The organism is Brevibacillus sp. FSL K6-0770 (genome assembly GCF_038000275.1).
GTDB lineage: Bacteria > Bacillota > Bacilli > Brevibacillales > Brevibacillaceae > Brevibacillus > Brevibacillus parabrevis.
Map to the genome: position 1 here is coordinate 74,140 of NZ_JBBOBQ010000001.1, position 17,530 is coordinate 91,669.

Consider the following 17,530-nt stretch of genomic DNA (forward strand, 5'->3'; position numbering starts at 1 on the left):
CCATCCACTTGCAGAAAAAGGCTGCAAAGGATGGGTTTTTTGGCATGCTTAGCTGAGCGAAGACTTCAGGCGCTTGTGACGTTGGCGCAACCATTCCGGGAGGATCATGCCCAGCAGGATGACGACCACACCTGTCACTTGCAGCGCCGACACGGTTTCACCGAGAATGATGAACGACGAGAATACAGCCATCGGCAACTCGGCAGCTCCCAAAATCGCGGCCATTCCCGGCCCTGTATGCGGAACGCCGAAGTTGAAGAAAACAGTCGGAATGAAGATCCCGAAGAAAGCGAGCAGGAAGACGTAAGGGAACAATCCGTCCAAGAGTGCGCCGTTCCAGAGGAACACGGGCGTGTAAACCAGTCCAGCCAGCAAAAAGGAGCCGGTAGACATGCTCGCGCTGCGCACCCAAGGATTGAGGCCGATCGCCGCCTTGCCGCTAAACAGCAAAAACATGGTGTAAGAGACGGCAGACAGCAGGCCAAGCACGACACCCGCGATATGAAACTGGGCGATTCCGTCTGTTTCAAAAATTCCGCCGGCAAGCAATGTGCCGAACAGGAGCAGCACGAGCGAGAGCAGCGTAGGTTTGTCGGGCATCTGTTTCGTCATGATCGCCTCGGCCAAGACCCCCATCCAGGTGAACTGGAACAACAAGACGATGGCGATGGACGCCGGAATGAACCGGAGGGCATTGTAGTACAAAATCCCCGTCGAACCGATAGCCAGACCGACGCTGACTAAAAGCAGCAGTTGTTTTTTCCCCGGTTTTGTCCGCAAGAAAAAGAGAGCAGGTATCCAGGTGAGCACAAGCCCGAAGAACATTTGTCCGCCGATGACCTCTGCTGGCGAGTACCCCTGCCCGTAGGCAAGCTTGACAATCGTCGACAAAATCCCGTAGCTGCACGCTCCTAAAAATACGAGAAGGATATATTTCATTCATGTATCTCCTTACATATAAGTAAATGACCCTTAGCTAGGATAATATGTGCAGGACGACTTTGTCCATTTGTCCAGTGTAAAGAAAAGCGGCAAAAACCCCAAAATAAGGTTTACCATTGGTCCTAGCGCGGTAATAGGGAAAAGGACACGAAATAAGCATACCCAACAGCAGAAGGTATAGCTTTGACGAGCGCGATCAACCAGAGGAAAAGGGGGGAGGCTTGTGTTGTTGAAGTTGAAAGACCGATTGTTTGCGACCTTTTTATTGCTGAGTCTGTTCCCCATCCTGCTCATCTGCTTCCTGTTTTATCAGGAGGCGCAAAAGGCCGTTCTAGAGCAGTATGAGACGAGCATTGGGGGGCATCTTGATTCCGTTGACAGGCGGCTGAATACTTTGTTTCAAACGATCCAACACGATACGAATCAGTTGGCAAACGACCCGGTCTTGCGAATGACAATGCCCAAGTCTCTGGAGAATCGGTTGGACCCTCTCGCCAAAAGCGAGTGGACAGCTCATCAAAGCAAGATACGCGATGCTTTTGATCATTTTACTTACTTCCGCGACCTGATCGGCAACGTTCATTTTTTGCGCGATGATTCGCAAGTGATATCGTTGCGAAAAGAAGCGGGTTGGGACGAAAAGGAACGGCCGATATCGCTGCAAAAAGAGCCGTGGGGAAAAGGCGAGGGCCAAATCTGGCTGCTTAACCGTTCCGATGAAAAAGGCAATCCGAAAGCGTTATATTTTTCGCAGCGAGTTGAGGATGAAACCAAGCAATCGTCAGGTCTTTTGCTGGTGGAGCTAAAGCTGGACGCACTGGCTAACTGGTTGAACAAAAGCTCGCTCCCCAAGTACAACAATCTGATGGTGGTCATGCCTTCCGGAAAAATCCTGATTCACCCGGATGCGGATCGGATCGGGATGAACGTATCCGCTACTCCTGACCAGGAGATTCTGAACAAGCACTTACTCGGTTTCGAGGAGGAAACGGTGTTTGCCGCCACAATCAACAGCGAGAGTGTCTATGCGTACCATCAGACTTCTGCGGCGAGCGGGATCACCTATCTGGAATGGTTGCCGGGCCAGGATATCGCCAATCGGCTGGACCGGATGAAGTTTATTTTATGGTGCACGATTTGTCTCGTCGTCATCTTCTCCGGCTATGTGGCTCACCGCATTTCCCGGTGGATTGCCAAGCCGATCTACACGTTGGTTGATGCCACTGACGCTTTGGTAAAAGGGGATTTTTCCATACGCGTACCGATTGAGGGCATGCAGGAAATCACGTTCCTGGAGAAAAAGTTCAACATGATGGCAGAACAAATGCAGTCTTTGATCGAAAGGGAGCGGGAATATTCCCAAAAGGGACTGGATCAGATTGTGCGCAGCTTTTATCTGGCGGTCGAAATGAAGGACCCGTACACAGCCGGCCACACGGAGCGAGTGACCCATTACGCCCTAATCATGTATGATCACATGACGGAAAAAGAACAACTGGAATTTACCCGTGATGACCTGCGCTATGCGGGCCTGATGCACGACATTGGCAAAGTGGCGATTCCTGACCATGTGTTGCTGAAAAATGGAAAGCTGACTTTCGATGAATACGAGTTTATGAAAAGGCACCCTTCGATCGGGGCCGACATCGTGGAGCAGATTGAAAGCCTGTCCCATGTCAGTCCGGGCGTGCGGCATCATCATGAGCGGTGGGACGGGAAGGGCTATCCGCACCAGCTCCAGGGTGAAGAGATCCCGTTGATCGGACGGATACTGGCCGTTGCAGATACGTTTGATGCCATGACCTCTACGCGCTCTTACCGAAATGCCATGTCCGGCAAAGAGGCGTACGAGGAAATCATACGCTGCAAAGGTACGCAGTTTGACCCGGCAATCGTTGCTATTTTTCAAGAAGCGTATTTGAGTGGAGCGATTCAAGTGACACAATCAAAGGACAGTTGTGTCATTCTTGTCAAAGAAAAGACAGCTACCAGTATTGGATAGGTTTGCAGCTTGCTATCAGCCATTATCTTTGGTATTCTTATCGTACCGTGCTAGACGGGGAGGTTGCGGTGCCCTGTAACCTGCAATCCGCAATAGCAGGGTTGAATTCCTATCCTAGGTTTTCTTATGTGAGGCTGCCTTATGGCGGCGGTGTTGAGGAGCGGGTCCTGTGCAACGCGAACCCATGAACCTGGTCAGGTCCGGAAGGAAGCAGCCATAAGTGGATCATCGCGTGTGCCGCAGGGTAGCCTGCTCTGAGCTGCTACCATAAGTAACGCTTGGATGAGAATTATCGAAGATAGGTGCACGGTATCTATTTGAACGATCAATAGCATGTTTCCTTCGGGAAGCATGCTATTTTTAGTTTGTCCGCGATTTCTAATTTGCCGATCGATATATTTTTTGTTGTAATTTGACGATAACTAGCGAAACATTTCTCTGCTCATAAGTGCCTAAAAGGGCAGGTTTTGAGCACTTTTTCACGAAGTTTCATAATAGTTGAGAAATGCCATGGGTTTCTTTGCTCATGAAGTACGTCATAGGCCAGGAGGGACAAGCTGTGAGTGCACCTTTTTCGTTACATCTCGTTGGCTCGTCCGGACGATTGCAGCGGTTCATGCATCAACTGCCTACTGCCGTTTTATTGGTGAATCAATCGGGTAGTATCGTGGAAGTAAACGAACAACTGCTTCGTGTAACCGGATATTCACGCGATCAACTGATCAAGCAACCCATCTCCACTATTCTCCCTTATCAAGGCTCGATGGAACAACTGTACGAAGAGCTTTTGCAAAGAGAAGAAGAGTCGGGAGCAAATGTCGAAGTAGAGTGGCGTGATCAACAGGGGAAAAGCAGGAAGACGCCTGTGATGATACTGGTACAGCAAGCAGAGAATCCCTTGTATTTGGTTCATTTTTACCAATTGGCTAAAGAAACCGACCAGGTCTTGTCTCAGCGCCTTTTGACCAAGCTGACCTACGATACCAGTTTGGGTCTGTTTATTCTGGATGAACATTCGCGCATTATCGAGGCCAGCCAGACTGCCTGCAAGCTTTTGGGAATGGAGCGGCTCAATGTCATCAACAAACACGTCGATCACGTATTCAGCGGGATTCCCGAGCCGCATCGGCTGATCAAAAAAGAGCTGTTGGAAGGCGTGAAGCTGCAAAATGTCGCGACTTCCTGGACGAATGACAATCAGCGCTTCGAGTTGATCGTCGATGCCAATACGCTGCAGGACGAGTCGGGAAAAACAGTCGGCGCATTCATTTTGTTCAAGGATATTACCAATCTGCGCTCGTTTGAGCAAAAAATCGAACGGAATGAGCGATTGGCGATGATCGGTCAAATTGCGGCGGGCACTGCTCACGAAATCCGCAATCCGTTGACCTCGATCAAAGGATTTTTGCAGATGTTCCTCAAATCATTCACCGACAGCGGGATGGATCGGGAAAAGACGTATACCGAAATCATGCTGACGGAAATCAATCGCATCAATTCCTTGGTCAGCGAGTTTTTGCTCCTGAGCAAGCCGCGCGATATACAGTACGCGATGGTTGACCTCAATACGGTTTTTGAAGAAATCATGCCAATCGTGGAGTCACAGGCGATTTTGTACGGGATTGACGTACGCTTCCCTTCGCGCGGAAAGCTGCCGATGGTTGTAGGCGATACGGAGCTGCTCAAGCAAGTGTTTATCAACATTTGCAAAAATGGCATTGAGGCGATGGGAGAGCAGGGAACGCTGCAAATTTCCCATCATCTTGACCAGGATGGAGACAAGATGAGCATCGATATCCACGACACAGGCCCCGGTGTTCCACTCTACATCATCGACAAAATTTTCGATCCGTTTTTTACGACGAAGGAAGAAGGGACAGGGCTTGGCTTGTCCGTCTGTCAAAAGATCATTCACGACATCGGCGGTCAAATTCGCGTATCGTCGAAAGGGTACGGAACGACCTTTCATATCATGCTGCCGTACCTGTAGCTGTCCCGGTTTGGATGAAGCGTCCCGCGCACTTGTGAACGGGGCGTTTTCTTTGTACGAACGGTGTCAATCGTGTATAATGAATAGGATATGGAAGAGGACTGTGCAGATGGGGAGTGTCACACGAACATGGCTTATACCGCGCTATACCGCGTATACCGGCCGCAGACGTTTCAGGATGTAGTCGGACAAGAACATGTGACGATAACCTTGCGTAATGCGTTACGCGAAAATAGGCTTTCTCATGCTTATTTGTTCAACGGTCCCCGAGGTACGGGAAAGACAAGTGCAGCCAAGATTATGGCCAAGGCAGTGAACTGCGAGCAGCCAATCGACGGCGAACCATGCAATCAATGCGATACATGCAAAGCGATATCCAATGGTTCTGTAACTGATGTACTGGAGATCGACGCCGCTTCCAACCGCGGGGTTGAGGAAATCCGGGACATTCGAGATAAGGTGAAGTTTGCTCCGAGCGATGTCAGGTACAAGGTGTACATCATTGACGAGGTGCATATGCTGACGACAGAGGCATTCAATGCCCTGTTGAAAACGCTTGAGGAGCCGCCTTCCCACGTCATCTTTATTTTGGCGACGACAGAGCCGCACAAGCTGCCCGCGACGATTATATCGCGTTGCCAACGCTTCGATTTTCACCGGATTCCGTTAAAAGTGATGGTCGATCTGCTTCAGCGGATTTGCCAGTCGCAGGGAGTCCAGGTCGAGGAGCAGGCGCTTCAACTGGTTGCCAAAATGGCGGAGGGCGGGGCGCGCGATGCGCTGAGCTTGCTGGATCAGGCAATCAGCTACAGCAAGGATGAGGTTCGTGCCAGCGATATTATGCAGATCACGGGTACGGTCGCCCAATCGTATTTTTCCGTCCTGGCAAGACATATCGCCGAAAACGATGTGGCACAAGTGATGGAGCAATTTGATCGGGTAATGGTTCAGGGAAAAGACCCTGAGCAGTTCCTGCACGATTTTCTCTACTACTACCGCGACATGCTGCTGTTGAAGACAGCCCCTCAACTGGAGGAGATCGTGGAACGCACCATGATTGACGACCAGTTCCAGGAGGTCGCCAAGCTTTACTCCTTGCCGGCTTTGTATGCCGCGATCGAGACGTGCAACCAGTCGCTTTCCCAGTTGAAATGGTCGACGTATGCGAGAGTGCTGGTGGAGCTGACACTGGTGAAAATGTGCCAGTCAAGCGCTGCAAGCTCTCCAAACACCCAGACTACAGCAGGCGGTGGTGGAGCAGCGGCAGCAAGCAGTGAGGAATGGACAGCTATGGCTGCCCGTCTGAACGCTCTGGAGGAGAGGCTGAGCCAGGTACTGCAAGGGCAAATCAGTCTGCCAGGCCAGCAAAAGACCGAAGAGCCGCGCAAAAGCGAGCCAAGGCGCGTGGTTGCGGCAGCCGCAGGCGGTGGTTCACGGACGTCGATGAATCGCGTCAGGGAAGTAGCCAAGGCGCTTGATGAAAACTTGACCAGACAGGTTCGGGGACAGTGGAGCCAGATTTTAAATGAATTGAAAAAGGTCAAAATACAGTATCAGGCGTGGCTGGTGAACGGTCAGCCTGTAGCCGCCGGAAACGATGCTGTTATCGTCACTTTTACAAGCGCCATCCATTGTGATAAAACGATGGAGCCGGAGTTGAAAGGTGTAGTGGAGCGGGTCATGTCTACTGTGCTGGGAAGACCTTTGCAACTGTTGTCTGTCATGGAAGAAGAGTGGCAAAGCGTCGATCAGCAGACCGCACAAAAGGACGATCCGGGCGGGGAGCAGGAAGACCCGTTTCTGGCAGAGGCGATCAAGCTTGTAGGTGAAGGACTTATAGAAGTAAAAGACTAGCAGTCAAAACCAAAACAGGGAGGACACCTCAATGAAAAACATGCAGCAAATGCAACAAATGATGAAGCAAGTGAAGAAAATGCAGGAAGAAATGCAAAAAACGCAAGAAGCTTTGAAAGATAGAATCGTGGAAGGCTCTGCTGGCGGCGGCGCGGTTGTCGTCAAAGCTGACGGACACAAGCAAGTACGAGACATCGTAATCAAGCCAGAAGTGGTTGATCCGGAAGACGTGGAAATGCTGCAAGACCTGGTGCTGACAGCGGTAAACGACGCGCTGCGCAAGGCAGACGAAATGATGGGCAAAGAAATGGGCAAATTCACCGGAGGCATGAACATCCCGGGCCTGTTCTAAAATCGGGCAGGAAAAGAGGAATTACGCGATGTTCTATCCAGAACCGGTTTCCAAGCTGATCGAAGGTTTTATGAAACTGCCCGGCATTGGTCCGAAGACCGCTGGGCGGCTTGCCTTTTTTGTACTGAACATGAAAGAGGACGACGTGCTTGATCTGGCAAAAGCGTTGGTCAACGCAAAGCGCCAGCTTCATTACTGCTCCGTCTGCAACAATATTACCGACCTTGATCCGTGCCATATTTGCCGGGACAAGCGTCGGGATGGCTCGATCATTTGCGTGGTTCAAGAACCGCGCGATGTCGTCGCGATGGAAAAGACGAAAGAGTTCGAAGGCTACTATCACGTGTTGCACGGTGCTATCTCGCCAATGGACGGGATCGGGCCGGAAGATATCCGCATTCCTGACCTGCTCAAGCGCCTTGGCGATGAACAGGTGAAGGAAGTCATCCTGGCGACCAACCCGAACATCGAAGGGGAAGCGACCGCCATGTACATATCTCGTTTGATCAAACCGTTTGGCATTCGCGTGACGCGCATTGCTCACGGCTTGCCAGTGGGCGGAGATTTGGAGTATGCGGACGAAGTGACCTTGAGCAAAGCGTTGGAAGGCAGACGCGATCTATAGAGCGAAAAAGAAGACGGGGGAAATGCCTGTCTTTTTTTTCGTTTAAGAGACAAGAGGGGGAGCAAGGATGCCCGTCATTCGCATGGAGTTTACGATTCAGGCACCGCAACAGATTTGTTTTGATGCGGCGAGAAGCATTGATTTACATATGGAGTCCACCGCGCGTACACGCGAAAAGGCGATTGGCGGAGTGACCAGCGGTTTGATCAAGCTGGGAGAGTCGGTTACATGGGAAGCCGTTCATTTTGGCATCAAGCAAAATTTGACCGCCAAGATTACCGAGATGGAAGAACCGCGCTATTTTGTCGATGAGATGGTGAAGGGCGCGTTTAAACGTTTCCGACATACGCATGAGTTTGTCGTGCTCGGGGAACATTCGACAAAAATGCTGGACATTTTCGACTATTCTTCTCCTTTTGGCATCGTGGGAAAGGTGTTTGATTGGTTGGTACTGGAAGCGTACATGACTCGCTTTTTGCGGACACGAAATGAATACATCAAAGAGGTTGCCGAGGCGAAGGCGCAGGAGTTGCAGCACATCGCAAAGAAATCGCAGGAGTGACGGACTTTTTTTCGTGGACGAGACATAGAGTGAAGTAGGAGTGTGAGGAAATGCTGACAGGACCAGGACTGTCGCTTGCGAGTTGGGCTGGGCGACAAAAGTCCACTCCGTGGGCGATCATGCTATTCATCGGGTATTGGCTGATGTTTGCGGCCGAGTTTTCCATGATTCGGTTTCATCTCGGGGAGGACGGAAAGTGGGTTGCTTCTACTACAGACGTGCCCGAGGCGTGGATGGGATTGGTCGTCTTCGCAGTGGCAGCGCTTAGCCTCGTCGGAGCGATCGGTTATATGTACAGTCTCACCCGCGAGAGCAAGCAGACTTTGTGGTTATGGGGAAATCACGAGCTGACAGGCAATGATGTGGTGCACATCGTGGCGTGGATGCACGTATTCCAAACCATTGTGCTGGTTGTGTACGGGTTGGTGCTGGAGGACACGCTGTTTGCAGTAGGGACGGTTGCAGGCACGCTGGAATCGGCTGTCTTTCAATTGTTTCTGCTGATCCTGATCCCGCTCTGGTTTCGCGGCAGGCTAGGGGAAATCGGGGTACGTCGTCCTGTCCGGATCAAGCAGATGCTCGTTTTGCTGCTGTTGCTTTTTTTATTGATTGCACTGCTTTTGGACGTGGTGGTGACCAATCCGATAGCCGATTGGTTTGGGCTTTCCTTGTCATCGGAGCGAGAGCAACAAATCGAAAAAGAGATTGTGACGGCAAAAGATACGGATATGCTCGCGGCGGTGGCATCGCTTGTGGTCATTGGGATCATGGTTCCGATTGCGGAGGAGATTCTGTTTCGGGGCGTGATTCAGACTTATCTGGTTCGGCGCATAGGTGCCGTGGCCGGGATTATTCTCAGCAGTCTCTGGTTCGCCCTTTTGCATATTGATGTGGCATTGTTTGCGCCTCTGTTCGTCATCGGATTGGGTCTGGGGTTTGTGCGACACCGTTACCAATCCATCTGGGGAGCGGTTGTGCTGCATGCGGTCAATAACATGATGGGGGTTTTGTACTACTTTAACTGAGGAGGATTTGCAGGTGAGCAGGTGGGGAAAAAAAGAACGGGTTGTCATCGACTGGGATGCCGAGAGTCTGGATGTAGCGGTAAATCAGGCTCGTGAGGATTGGCAGCACGCCCGCCATCTTGTCGAAATCAGCGAGCCGGATGGCGGTCTGGAGGATGTCATCTATTATCTGCACGTTACCGAAAAGCGGTACATGTACTTGCTGGCGCAGGCAAAACGAGAGCGCCATCGCAAGCACGCGTAGGAGGGGGCGTTCATGGCTACGGGATGGATCATTGCGCTGATTATTGTCGGGATTTTGCTTTTGACAGCGGCAAGCAAGTCAGTGGCTACTCCCATCAGGTGGATTGGTTTTGGCGTCATGCAAGTCGTCATTGGTGCCATTCTTTTGTTTTTTACCAATCTGGTTGGCGAGCTGGCCAGCTTCCATATTCCGATCAACCCGGTCACAGCTTTGGTCGCCGGATTTCTCCGCCTGCCAGGACTCGCTGCGCTGATTGTCATCAAGCTATGGATCATGTGAACGGATTGATCAACCGTCTGTCTTCAAAAAGGCAACTCCGCGATTCTCGTATTTAACCCGGCTCCAACCAGGCTGACGCAACGAGGCGATCAAGGCGATCAGGCGCGGCAGTGATACGACGACCACGCCGCCGAGCAACGTAAGTCCATAGCCCGCCGACAGCCAGACGAATGCTCCCGCAGCCAGGAGTGCGGTGCCGACCAATACGGTACTTTCGCTGGCTCGATAAACAGATAACGGAACGGGAAGCACGTAGCCAGCCCCCCACCATGGTGAGACGAGCATGTCAGCGGTTGTCTGAGGTTTTTGCGAGCGCAGCTGGGCGTAGAGCCGAAAAATGATCAAATGGCAGATCGGTATGACAGGCAGGATCGCCAATGTGACGACAAGCGAGGCCACAGGTACTTGCAACAGCATGGAGCTGCCGATCAGGGACAGGCCAATCAGCAAAAGCTGAAGCAAATAGCCGATAAGTCCCCAGCGAAATCGGTAAAGCAGCTTGTAGCTGTAGATCGTATGTTGGGCTTGTCCCTTCATAGAAGTCACATCCTTCGCAGTTCTTTGTCTATTATCGCACAGTCTCCAATCGGGAGAAAGTTGCACCTTATGCAAAAAAAGCCGTTGGTCCGCGCCAAGACTGACGGCTTTTTCGCATGTCCGGCTGGCGGCGATTGTTGCGAAAATGTGATGGACTTGCGGTTTATGGGCAACGATAAAAAGGAACGAAATGGAATCGGCATAAGACTTTTGCCCAAGAAAGCGGGGGAGGAGATGTGCGAGAGCAGCGAATGACGTTATGGGCCGCGTCCGAACAAATCGTGCGCAGCTTGGGCGGTTCTCTGCGCGAATGCGGGATCGATTTGGCATCTGAGCAAACAGGACTTCCGCCAGAAGGCGTCGACGGATTTCTTGTAACCGGGCATGACGATTACAACAAGCTGCGGGCAGCGGATAGAACATGCATGCGTCAGCAAAACGATGCGGACATGTTGGTGATATACGGGGATGAGGCGCCATATGCCTGGGCGGATGAGCTGGCGTTGTCGAGCGAGGCTGGTGATGATGCGAGGAAATGGGAAGTAATCCGCTTGGCATTGTGGTCGGGCAACGAGCGCGCTTTGATCGGGGGAAATCCGTCCGGCAAGCATATGCGCCTGGTTTGCCGACTGCTTGCCGAATACGGCAAAGTGTCCATGATTTGCGGCCGCCGGGAAGTAGATGAAGCGATTCGTCAGCTGCCGCGTTATTTGGCGTGGAAAGAACGCTTTTATTGGGAGCTGGGCGAGTGGTGCGATACCCGGCAAGTCTCGCTCAGGCAAGTGTCGCGAGCTTTAGGTTTGGATACGCGGATCGGGCAAGGCTGGCTTTTTGCGGAGCGTCGGGATCGCTCGCATGTTTGCAAATGGCTTGAGCGGGAGTGCCAGCTTGTACTGGAAAAGGCGAAGGTCAGGCGAGTAGCGCTGATCGGTTCAAACGCTTTGTGGGACAAGATGCCCCAAGGCTGGCTGGCGAAAATGGACGTAGCTGTCTACACCGGAGCGGACGGGCAATATCCGAACGAGGTACACCCCGACTGGCTGCACGGCGATTCGTGGAACGCCGTATTGCAGGATGCCGATTTGCTGGTGATCGGAGACAGGCTCGGTATTGTGGACGAGCTTTCCCTGCAAGAAGTGGCGAAGGTGATGCGCCAGTCGTTGGTCGTGGACGCGGCATCCTGTTTTCCAACCCAGGAAGCCCAGCTTTTTTTCAAAGGTTACCGAGCAATCGGCGAAAAGACGAACGTTTGGGAATGATGCGGATTATAATGGGGTATAATGGTTGGTAGATTGAGGAAAAGGGCAGGCGTTTGCACTATGGAAAAAGTTGCTCAGCGATGTATCGTCTGTGAACAGGAGCAGAACGACGGGATCGCCATTTGTGAGCAGTTTATTTGTCAAAAATGCGAACAGGAAATGGTAAATACCGACGTCCAGGACGAAAAGTATCCGTTCTTTATCCACCAGATGAGACGAATTTGGCTGCGAAAAGATGCGTGACGGAAAAAGGCATCGGCATCCCCGGTGTCTTTTTTCATTTGCCAAAAAGCTTGGCGAATTTCCGTTTTCCTCATGTCAAATCATGCTAAAATAATGGGTAATATTCATGACAAAGGACGTGAGTCGCGCGTGCTTATGAGAGATGCTGAATTTCGGGAGCGACAAAAGCGTGCGCCCCTGTATGAACAGCTGGAACGGCACGCCAAGCATCGCCCGCATCCGTTTCATGTGCCTGGGCACAAAATGGGCCACAGCTTTGACAGCCACGCCAAACATCGTTTTCAATCCGTATTGGAGCTTGATTTGACTGAAATTAGCGGGACCGATGATTTGCACCAGCCTCAAGGCGTGATTGCGGAAGCACAGTCTTTGGCTGCGGAAGCTTTCGGTGCGGAAGAGACGAAGTTTTTGATTGGCGGCAGCACAGTCGGGAATCTTGCCCTGATCATGACGGTATGCCGACCGGGTGACAAAATTCTCGTGCAGCGGAATTGCCATAAATCGGTTTATCACGGGATCATCATGGCCAGAGCGGAGCCGATTTTTCTGGTGCCTGCCGTGGATTTGGCAACAGGTGTTGCCGCCGGGGTCAGGCGCGAGGATGTCGAGCGTGCCCTACAGACACATCCGGATGCCAAGGCAGTCTTTTTGACGAATCCGACCTATTACGGCATGGGCATCGACTTGGCGAAAATGGCGGCTACGGTGCATCGGCATGACATTCCGCTTTTGATTGACGAGGCGCATGGTGCCCACTTTGGCTTTCATCCGGCTTTTCCTCGCTCGGCGATGCAGTCGGGTGCGGACGCTGCCGTACAATCCACACATAAAATGGCTTCGGCCATGACGATGTCCTCCATGCTGCATCTGCAAGGCGGGCGAATAGACAGGGAACGATTGTATCGGCATCTAGCCATGCTCCAGTCGTCCAGCCCTTCGTACATATTGATGGCTTCGCTCGATCTGGCCCGGCGTCATCTGGCGCTTGAAGCCTGTGAAGAATGGGAGCGACTGCTGCCGCTACTGGACAAGCTCCGGGAGAGAACAGGCAAGCTGGAATGGCTGGAATGGCCGCAGCTTTCCGCGAACTGCGTATATACGACGTTTGATCCTTTGAAGCTGTTTTTGCACTTGCGCACGGGACAGACGAGCGGATTTGCGTTGCAGGAATTAATGGAAAGACATGGAATCTTTCCTGAGTTGGCTGATGATTCTCACGTACTGCTGGCAGCATCGGCAGGAACGACTCATAAAGACTTGGAAGCCTTGGCCCGATTGCTGGAATCGCTCTCGCCCCAGGTCGAAGCGGAAGCGGAGCGGATTCTTTTGCACGGCGTTGTCTCCTCGCACTATTTGCGCAAGCAGGCTGTGCCGATGCACGAAGCGGTTGACCGTCCGCGGGAGACGATTCCGCTCGAACAGGCAACGGGACGAATCGTGGCCGAGATGGTCATTCCTTATCCTCCAGGTATTCCGGTACTCGTTCCGGGTGAGCGAATGGATGAGGAAGGATTGGAAATGCTCGCCGAGTTGCGGCGGGGGCGCACTCGCTTTCACGGGGTGCAGGACGATCGTTTGCATACCATCCAGGTGTTGCGTTAGTTACAGATAGGAAGCAAGTGGCCTGCTACAACAGGTGCGGAAGGAGCATGCAAGTGACAACAGGAACAAAAGGCCGTTTTATTACTGTCGAAGGTGGCGAAGGGGCGGGCAAATCGACTGTCATCGCCAAGCTGTACGAGGAATTGCAGGCGCGTGGCGTGGATGTGCTGTTGACACGCGAGCCGGGCGGTATCGATATTGCGGAAAAAATTCGGGAGATCATCCTGAATCCGGCTCATACGCAAATGGACGAGAGAACGGAAGCATTGCTGTACGCCGCAGCGAGACGCCAGCATTTGGCTGAAAAAGTGTTGCCTGCCTTGCAAGCCGGCAAGCTCGTACTTTGCGATCGCTTTATCGACAGCAGTCTTGCTTATCAAGGCCATGCAAGAGGGCTTGGCATAGAGGCAGTCTATGAGATCAACCGCTTCGCCGTCGGTGACTGCATGCCGGAACTGACGCTGTTTTTCGATATACGTCCCGAGGTTGGACTGGCGAGAATCAACAAGGCGCGCGGCAGAGAAGTCAATCGGCTCGATCTGGAAGGGATCCGCTTCCACCAGCTGGTAAGAGAAGGGTATCAGCTTGTCATGGAAAAAGACCCCGATCGCTTCGTCGTTATTGATGCCGAGCAGCCGATGGAGCAGGTGTACGAATCGGCATTGCGCGTATTGCTGGACAGATTGTAAGGTTCGCAGTACCGCATGTACAGGTACATACTGTATAATATGTTTAGGCGAAATAGCGTACCAAGCCTACATGATTTTCATACAATAAAGCACGTGCGGGATAATTCTTGCGGAAAGGGTGATAGCCGATGAAAATGGTAGTTGCGGTCGTCCAGGACAAAGATAGTGGTCGTCTGTCTCAACAACTGGTAAAGAAAGGGTTTCGCGCGACGAAGCTCGCCAGTACCGGCAGTTTTTTGCGAGCTGGCAACACAACGTTTTTGATCGGTACGTCTGACGAAAGCGTGCCGGAAGTAATCGACATCATTGCACACAACTGCAAATCCCGCAAGCAAATGGTCACTCCTGTTTCCCCTCTCAGCAATGCAGTGGATTCGTTCATGCCTTACCCGCTGGAGGTACAGGTAGGCGGAGCCGCCGTGTTTGTACTGGATGTAGGAGAGTTCCACTCTTTTTGACATATGATGCGCAAAAGTGAAGAGCATCCTCATTCTCATCTGCAGGTTAGTTCATGCTCTCTTTTTTCGCCGCTTTCGTTTATACTTGATGTAACGGGGGGTTTATCCCCTACTGATCGGGCCTGTGGGGTGGCGAGATGAAAATCGGCGATGGGCTTAGACCTAAGCTGGACATGATAAAAACGGCAGATTCACGTAGAAATCCTCAGCTCGAAAAGCTGAATTTTGGCACGATGGTGCAAGGAGAAGACGAGCGCATGTCCCAGGAGCTGATCAATCGGCTGCTCGGCGACATCGACAGGATGGGGCAAGTTCTTGCCAGATCGCGCTCTGTTCGCGATTTTTATGCATATAAAAACCTCGTCAAGCAATTCATGGAGGAAGCCGTCAAATACGGGGTTGCCCTGGATGACAGACGAGGAATCAATCGGCGAGGCCGCAGCAGGCTGTACAAAATCGTCAAGCAGGTCGATGAGGAGCTTTTGCGTCTGACAGATGAGCTTTTGAGCGACCAGGCGCCGACGATTGATTTGTTGGCCCGGATTGGCGAAATCCGCGGCATGCTGATCAACTTGTATTTTTAGTGGGTGTGAAACCATTATGACATGGACCCGTTTTTCCCAGCAGCCGAGAGCTTCCGAGCTGCTGTATCATAGCCTGCTCAACAACAGATTGGCACACGCCTATTTATTGGCTGGTCCCAAAGGAGCGGGTAAAAAGCAGATGGCCCTGCATCTGGCGAAGTCCCTTTTTTGTCCGGAAAGGGAAGCGGACGCCTGCGGGGCCTGTCTTACATGCAGGCGGATTGAAGGGGGAAACCACCCCGACGTCCTGTTTATTACACCTGATGGAGCTTCTATTAAAATCGACCAGATTCGCGCGCTGCAAAAAGAAATGGCCATGCGCGCGGTAGAGTCCAAGCACAAGGTGTACATCATCGAACACGTCGACAAAATGACGACGCAAGCTTCCAACAGCCTGCTGAAGTTTTTGGAGGAACCGCCCGCTGGTGTACTGGCCTTGCTTCTGACGGAACATAGCCACTCGATCCTCCCGACGATTTTATCCCGGTGCCAAATCGTGCAATTCTCTCCACTTTCTGCCGAAGCCATTGCGGCACAGCTGCGGTCAGACGGCATTTCTGCCGGGATGGCGCAGATTGCCTCCCACATTACGACAAATGTGGAAGAGGCCAAGGCACTCAGCCAATCAGAATCGTTTGCACAGCTAAGAAATCTAGTGATACAATTGAGCCATGAGTGCAAACAGCGTAATTCGTCTGCGCTCTTCACCATCCATGATATGTTGCAAAAGAGCGACAAAATCAAAGAGGAACTACCCCTCTTTTTAGATTTGCTCATCCTTTGGCTGCGCGATATCCTGTATGTGCAAGTAGGCAGGCATGCCCATCTCATTAACAGCGACCAACAGGATGTGCTGCAAGGACAAGCACTGGTATGGACAAAAGCTGAGCTCTTGCACGGGATAGATTTGGTCATGGATACGAAAAATCGGATAGAGCGAAACGCCAACGCACAGTTGGCTCTTGAGCGGTTGGTTCTTCAATTCCAGGAGGGATAACCCTTGTATGAGGTTGTTGGGGTCCGTTTTAAAAAAGCGGGCAAAATATATTACTTCGACCCTGACCGACTGCCGATAGAGAAAGATTGCACTGTAATCGTCGAAACGGCGAGAGGGGTCGAATATGGCAAGGTCGTCATCGGCAAAAAGGAAGTCGCTGAGTCCGATGTGGTGCTGCCGTTGAAAAAGGTCATTCGCATGGCTGACGATAAAGACGCTAAGCAGGTTGATGAAAACAAGCAAGCTGCGAAAAACGCCTTTTCCGTGTGCCAGACGAAGATCAAGGAGCACAAGCTCGATATGAAGCTGGTCGATGTGGAATACACATTTGACCGCAACAAGATCATTTTTTATTTTACCGCTGACGGCAGGGTTGATTTCCGCGAGCTGGTAAAAGACCTCGCTTCCGTGTTTCGCACCCGCATTGAACTGCGTCAGATTGGCGTGCGCGACGAAGCAAAAATGCTTGGCGGCATTGGTCCCTGTGGCAGGCTGCTGTGCTGTTCGACATTCCTCGGCGATTTCGAGCCAGTTTCGATCAAAATGGCCAAGGATCAAAACCTTTCGTTGAATCCAGCAAAAATCTCCGGTCTGTGCGGCCGTTTGATGTGCTGTTTAAAATACGAGAATGACAACTACGAAAGCACGCGTGATGAAATGCCGGATGTCGGCAAGGTGGTCACTACCCCGATGGGAAATGGACGAGTCGTTTCTGTTAACGTACTGGATCAGTCCGTTCAGGTGGAGCTTTCGATCGACAAACGCATCACGGAATTTGGATTGGATGAGATTGCGATAGGGCTCCCCACCTATGAATAAAGTGTGGGGGTAGGGGAGAGGTGAGCTAGTGGACAAACGGGAAATCTTCGTCAAGATGGCGAGCATTGAAGAACGAATTGGGGACCTGTACAAAGAGATCGGTGAGTTGAAAGACGTCATCGTTGTTTTGATGGAGGAAAATGCCCAATTACTCGTTGAAAACCAGCATCTTCGCAACCGACTGGACAAGAAAAAGACTGGCTCCCAGGCAAAACAAAAAGGAACAAGCATTGTTGCCAAGGAGAAAGCCAAAAAGGCCGTGGTCGGGGAAGGGTATGACAACCTTGCTCGTCTGTATGCGGAAGGGTTTCATATCTGCAATGTGCATTTCGGCAGTTTGCGTAAAGAAGGGGATTGCCTGTTCTGTCTCTCGTTTTTGAGCGGCGGCCCTCAAAAATAAAGGTGACGAGCGATCACCGTATGGAGAAAGCGACCTGTGCCACGTGTCAGGTCGCTTTTTCCAAGAC

At 51.7% G+C, this 17,530-nt stretch carries 21 protein-coding genes and 1 other RNA gene; 20 read left to right on the top strand and 2 right to left on the bottom strand.

What is annotated here, in order from left to right:
- Nucleotides 1-48: 48 nt before the first annotated feature.
- On the bottom strand, nucleotides 49-939 hold the full coding sequence (locus NST23_RS00480) for an EamA family transporter (RefSeq protein ID WP_280649218.1): 891 nt from the start codon (nucleotides 937-939) through the stop codon (nucleotides 49-51).
- Nucleotides 940-1,165: 226 nt separating this feature from the next.
- Between NST23_RS00480 and NST23_RS00485 the strand changes: the two genes are divergently transcribed.
- From NST23_RS00485 to NST23_RS00530, 10 genes are all read left to right on the top strand, one after another.
- Complete coding sequence (locus tag NST23_RS00485; RefSeq protein WP_173599722.1) at nucleotides 1,166-2,944, top strand: HD domain-containing phosphohydrolase; 1,779 nt, start codon at nucleotides 1,166-1,168, stop codon at nucleotides 2,942-2,944.
- Between the two features lie 45 nt (nucleotides 2,945-2,989).
- Nucleotides 2,990-3,254, top strand: an RNA gene (gene ffs, locus NST23_RS00490) — signal recognition particle sRNA large type.
- Between the two features lie 249 nt (nucleotides 3,255-3,503).
- Nucleotides 3,504-4,934, top strand: coding sequence for a PAS domain-containing sensor histidine kinase (locus tag NST23_RS00495; RefSeq protein WP_122966046.1), 1,431 nt, complete (start codon nucleotides 3,504-3,506; stop codon nucleotides 4,932-4,934).
- 129 nt (nucleotides 4,935-5,063) lie between these two features.
- The gene (gene dnaX, locus NST23_RS00500; protein WP_122966045.1) at nucleotides 5,064-6,788 is read left to right on the top strand and encodes a DNA polymerase III subunit gamma/tau; all 1,725 of its coding nucleotides are present in this window, start codon (nucleotides 5,064-5,066) and stop codon (nucleotides 6,786-6,788) included.
- Nucleotides 6,789-6,828: 40 nt separating this feature from the next.
- Complete coding sequence (locus NST23_RS00505; RefSeq protein WP_063230366.1) at nucleotides 6,829-7,140, top strand: YbaB/EbfC family nucleoid-associated protein; 312 nt, start codon at nucleotides 6,829-6,831, stop codon at nucleotides 7,138-7,140.
- Between the two features lie 28 nt (nucleotides 7,141-7,168).
- Entirely contained in the window at nucleotides 7,169-7,765 is a 597-nt protein-coding gene (recR, locus tag NST23_RS00510) for a recombination mediator RecR (RefSeq protein WP_005830525.1), read from the top strand.
- A gap of 67 nt (nucleotides 7,766-7,832) precedes the next feature.
- Entirely contained in the window at nucleotides 7,833-8,327 is a 495-nt protein-coding gene (locus NST23_RS00515) for an SRPBCC family protein (protein WP_122966044.1), read from the top strand.
- 50 nt (nucleotides 8,328-8,377) lie between these two features.
- Nucleotides 8,378-9,352, top strand: coding sequence for a CPBP family intramembrane glutamic endopeptidase (locus NST23_RS00520; protein WP_122966043.1), 975 nt, complete (start codon nucleotides 8,378-8,380; stop codon nucleotides 9,350-9,352).
- 13 nt (nucleotides 9,353-9,365) lie between these two features.
- Nucleotides 9,366-9,596, top strand: a complete 231-nt coding sequence (locus NST23_RS00525; RefSeq protein ID WP_063230301.1) for a DUF2508 family protein — start codon at nucleotides 9,366-9,368, stop codon at nucleotides 9,594-9,596.
- 12 nt (nucleotides 9,597-9,608) lie between these two features.
- On the top strand, nucleotides 9,609-9,875 hold the full coding sequence (locus NST23_RS00530) for a pro-sigmaK processing inhibitor BofA family protein (protein WP_063230302.1): 267 nt from the start codon (nucleotides 9,609-9,611) through the stop codon (nucleotides 9,873-9,875).
- A 9-nt stretch (nucleotides 9,876-9,884) separates the two neighbouring features.
- On the opposite strand, the gene NST23_RS00535 is transcribed toward NST23_RS00530, so the two are convergent.
- Nucleotides 9,885-10,412: a hypothetical protein gene (locus NST23_RS00535; protein WP_173598008.1), complete on the bottom strand. Its 528-nt coding sequence runs from the start codon at nucleotides 10,410-10,412 to the stop codon at nucleotides 9,885-9,887.
- A 69-nt stretch (nucleotides 10,413-10,481) separates the two neighbouring features.
- Here NST23_RS00535 and NST23_RS00540 point away from each other — a divergent pair, with 69 nt between their 5' ends.
- The 10 genes from NST23_RS00540 (at nucleotide 10,482) to yabA (ending at nucleotide 17,463) form a co-directional block, all read left to right on the top strand.
- Nucleotides 10,482-10,667 (top strand): hypothetical protein, encoded by a 186-nt coding sequence (locus tag NST23_RS00540; RefSeq protein ID WP_173599725.1) that lies wholly within the window; start codon nucleotides 10,482-10,484, stop codon nucleotides 10,665-10,667.
- Entirely contained in the window at nucleotides 10,649-11,671 is a 1,023-nt protein-coding gene (locus NST23_RS00545) for a hypothetical protein (protein ID WP_229049785.1), read from the top strand. Before NST23_RS00540 ends, NST23_RS00545 begins: the two co-directional genes overlap by 19 nt.
- A 60-nt stretch (nucleotides 11,672-11,731) precedes the next feature.
- The gene (locus tag NST23_RS00550) at nucleotides 11,732-11,914 is read left to right on the top strand and encodes a sigma factor G inhibitor Gin (protein WP_005830511.1); all 183 of its coding nucleotides are present in this window, start codon (nucleotides 11,732-11,734) and stop codon (nucleotides 11,912-11,914) included.
- 129 nt (nucleotides 11,915-12,043) lie between these two features.
- Nucleotides 12,044-13,516 (top strand): aminotransferase class I/II-fold pyridoxal phosphate-dependent enzyme, encoded by a 1,473-nt coding sequence (locus NST23_RS00555; RefSeq protein WP_340962960.1) that lies wholly within the window; start codon nucleotides 12,044-12,046, stop codon nucleotides 13,514-13,516.
- Between the two features lie 47 nt (nucleotides 13,517-13,563).
- Entirely contained in the window at nucleotides 13,564-14,205 is a 642-nt protein-coding gene (tmk, locus tag NST23_RS00560) for a dTMP kinase (protein ID WP_122966039.1), read from the top strand.
- Between the two features lie 128 nt (nucleotides 14,206-14,333).
- Nucleotides 14,334-14,663: a cyclic-di-AMP receptor gene (locus NST23_RS00565; RefSeq protein WP_007719896.1), complete on the top strand. Its 330-nt coding sequence runs from the start codon at nucleotides 14,334-14,336 to the stop codon at nucleotides 14,661-14,663.
- 137 nt (nucleotides 14,664-14,800) lie between these two features.
- On the top strand, nucleotides 14,801-15,247 hold the full coding sequence (locus NST23_RS00570; protein ID WP_122966038.1) for a YaaR family protein: 447 nt from the start codon (nucleotides 14,801-14,803) through the stop codon (nucleotides 15,245-15,247).
- 16 nt (nucleotides 15,248-15,263) lie between these two features.
- Nucleotides 15,264-16,244 carry a DNA polymerase III subunit delta' gene (gene holB, locus NST23_RS00575; RefSeq protein WP_063230308.1) on the top strand — a complete coding sequence of 327 codons (981 nt, stop codon included), beginning with the start codon at nucleotides 15,264-15,266 and terminating at the stop codon, nucleotides 16,242-16,244.
- A gap of 3 nt (nucleotides 16,245-16,247) precedes the next feature.
- On the top strand, nucleotides 16,248-17,063 hold the full coding sequence (locus NST23_RS00580; RefSeq protein WP_063230309.1) for a PSP1 domain-containing protein: 816 nt from the start codon (nucleotides 16,248-16,250) through the stop codon (nucleotides 17,061-17,063).
- A gap of 28 nt (nucleotides 17,064-17,091) precedes the next feature.
- Nucleotides 17,092-17,463, top strand: a complete 372-nt coding sequence (gene yabA / locus NST23_RS00585; RefSeq protein WP_122966037.1) for a DNA replication initiation control protein YabA — start codon at nucleotides 17,092-17,094, stop codon at nucleotides 17,461-17,463.
- The last annotated feature ends 67 nt before the right edge of the window (nucleotides 17,464-17,530 follow it).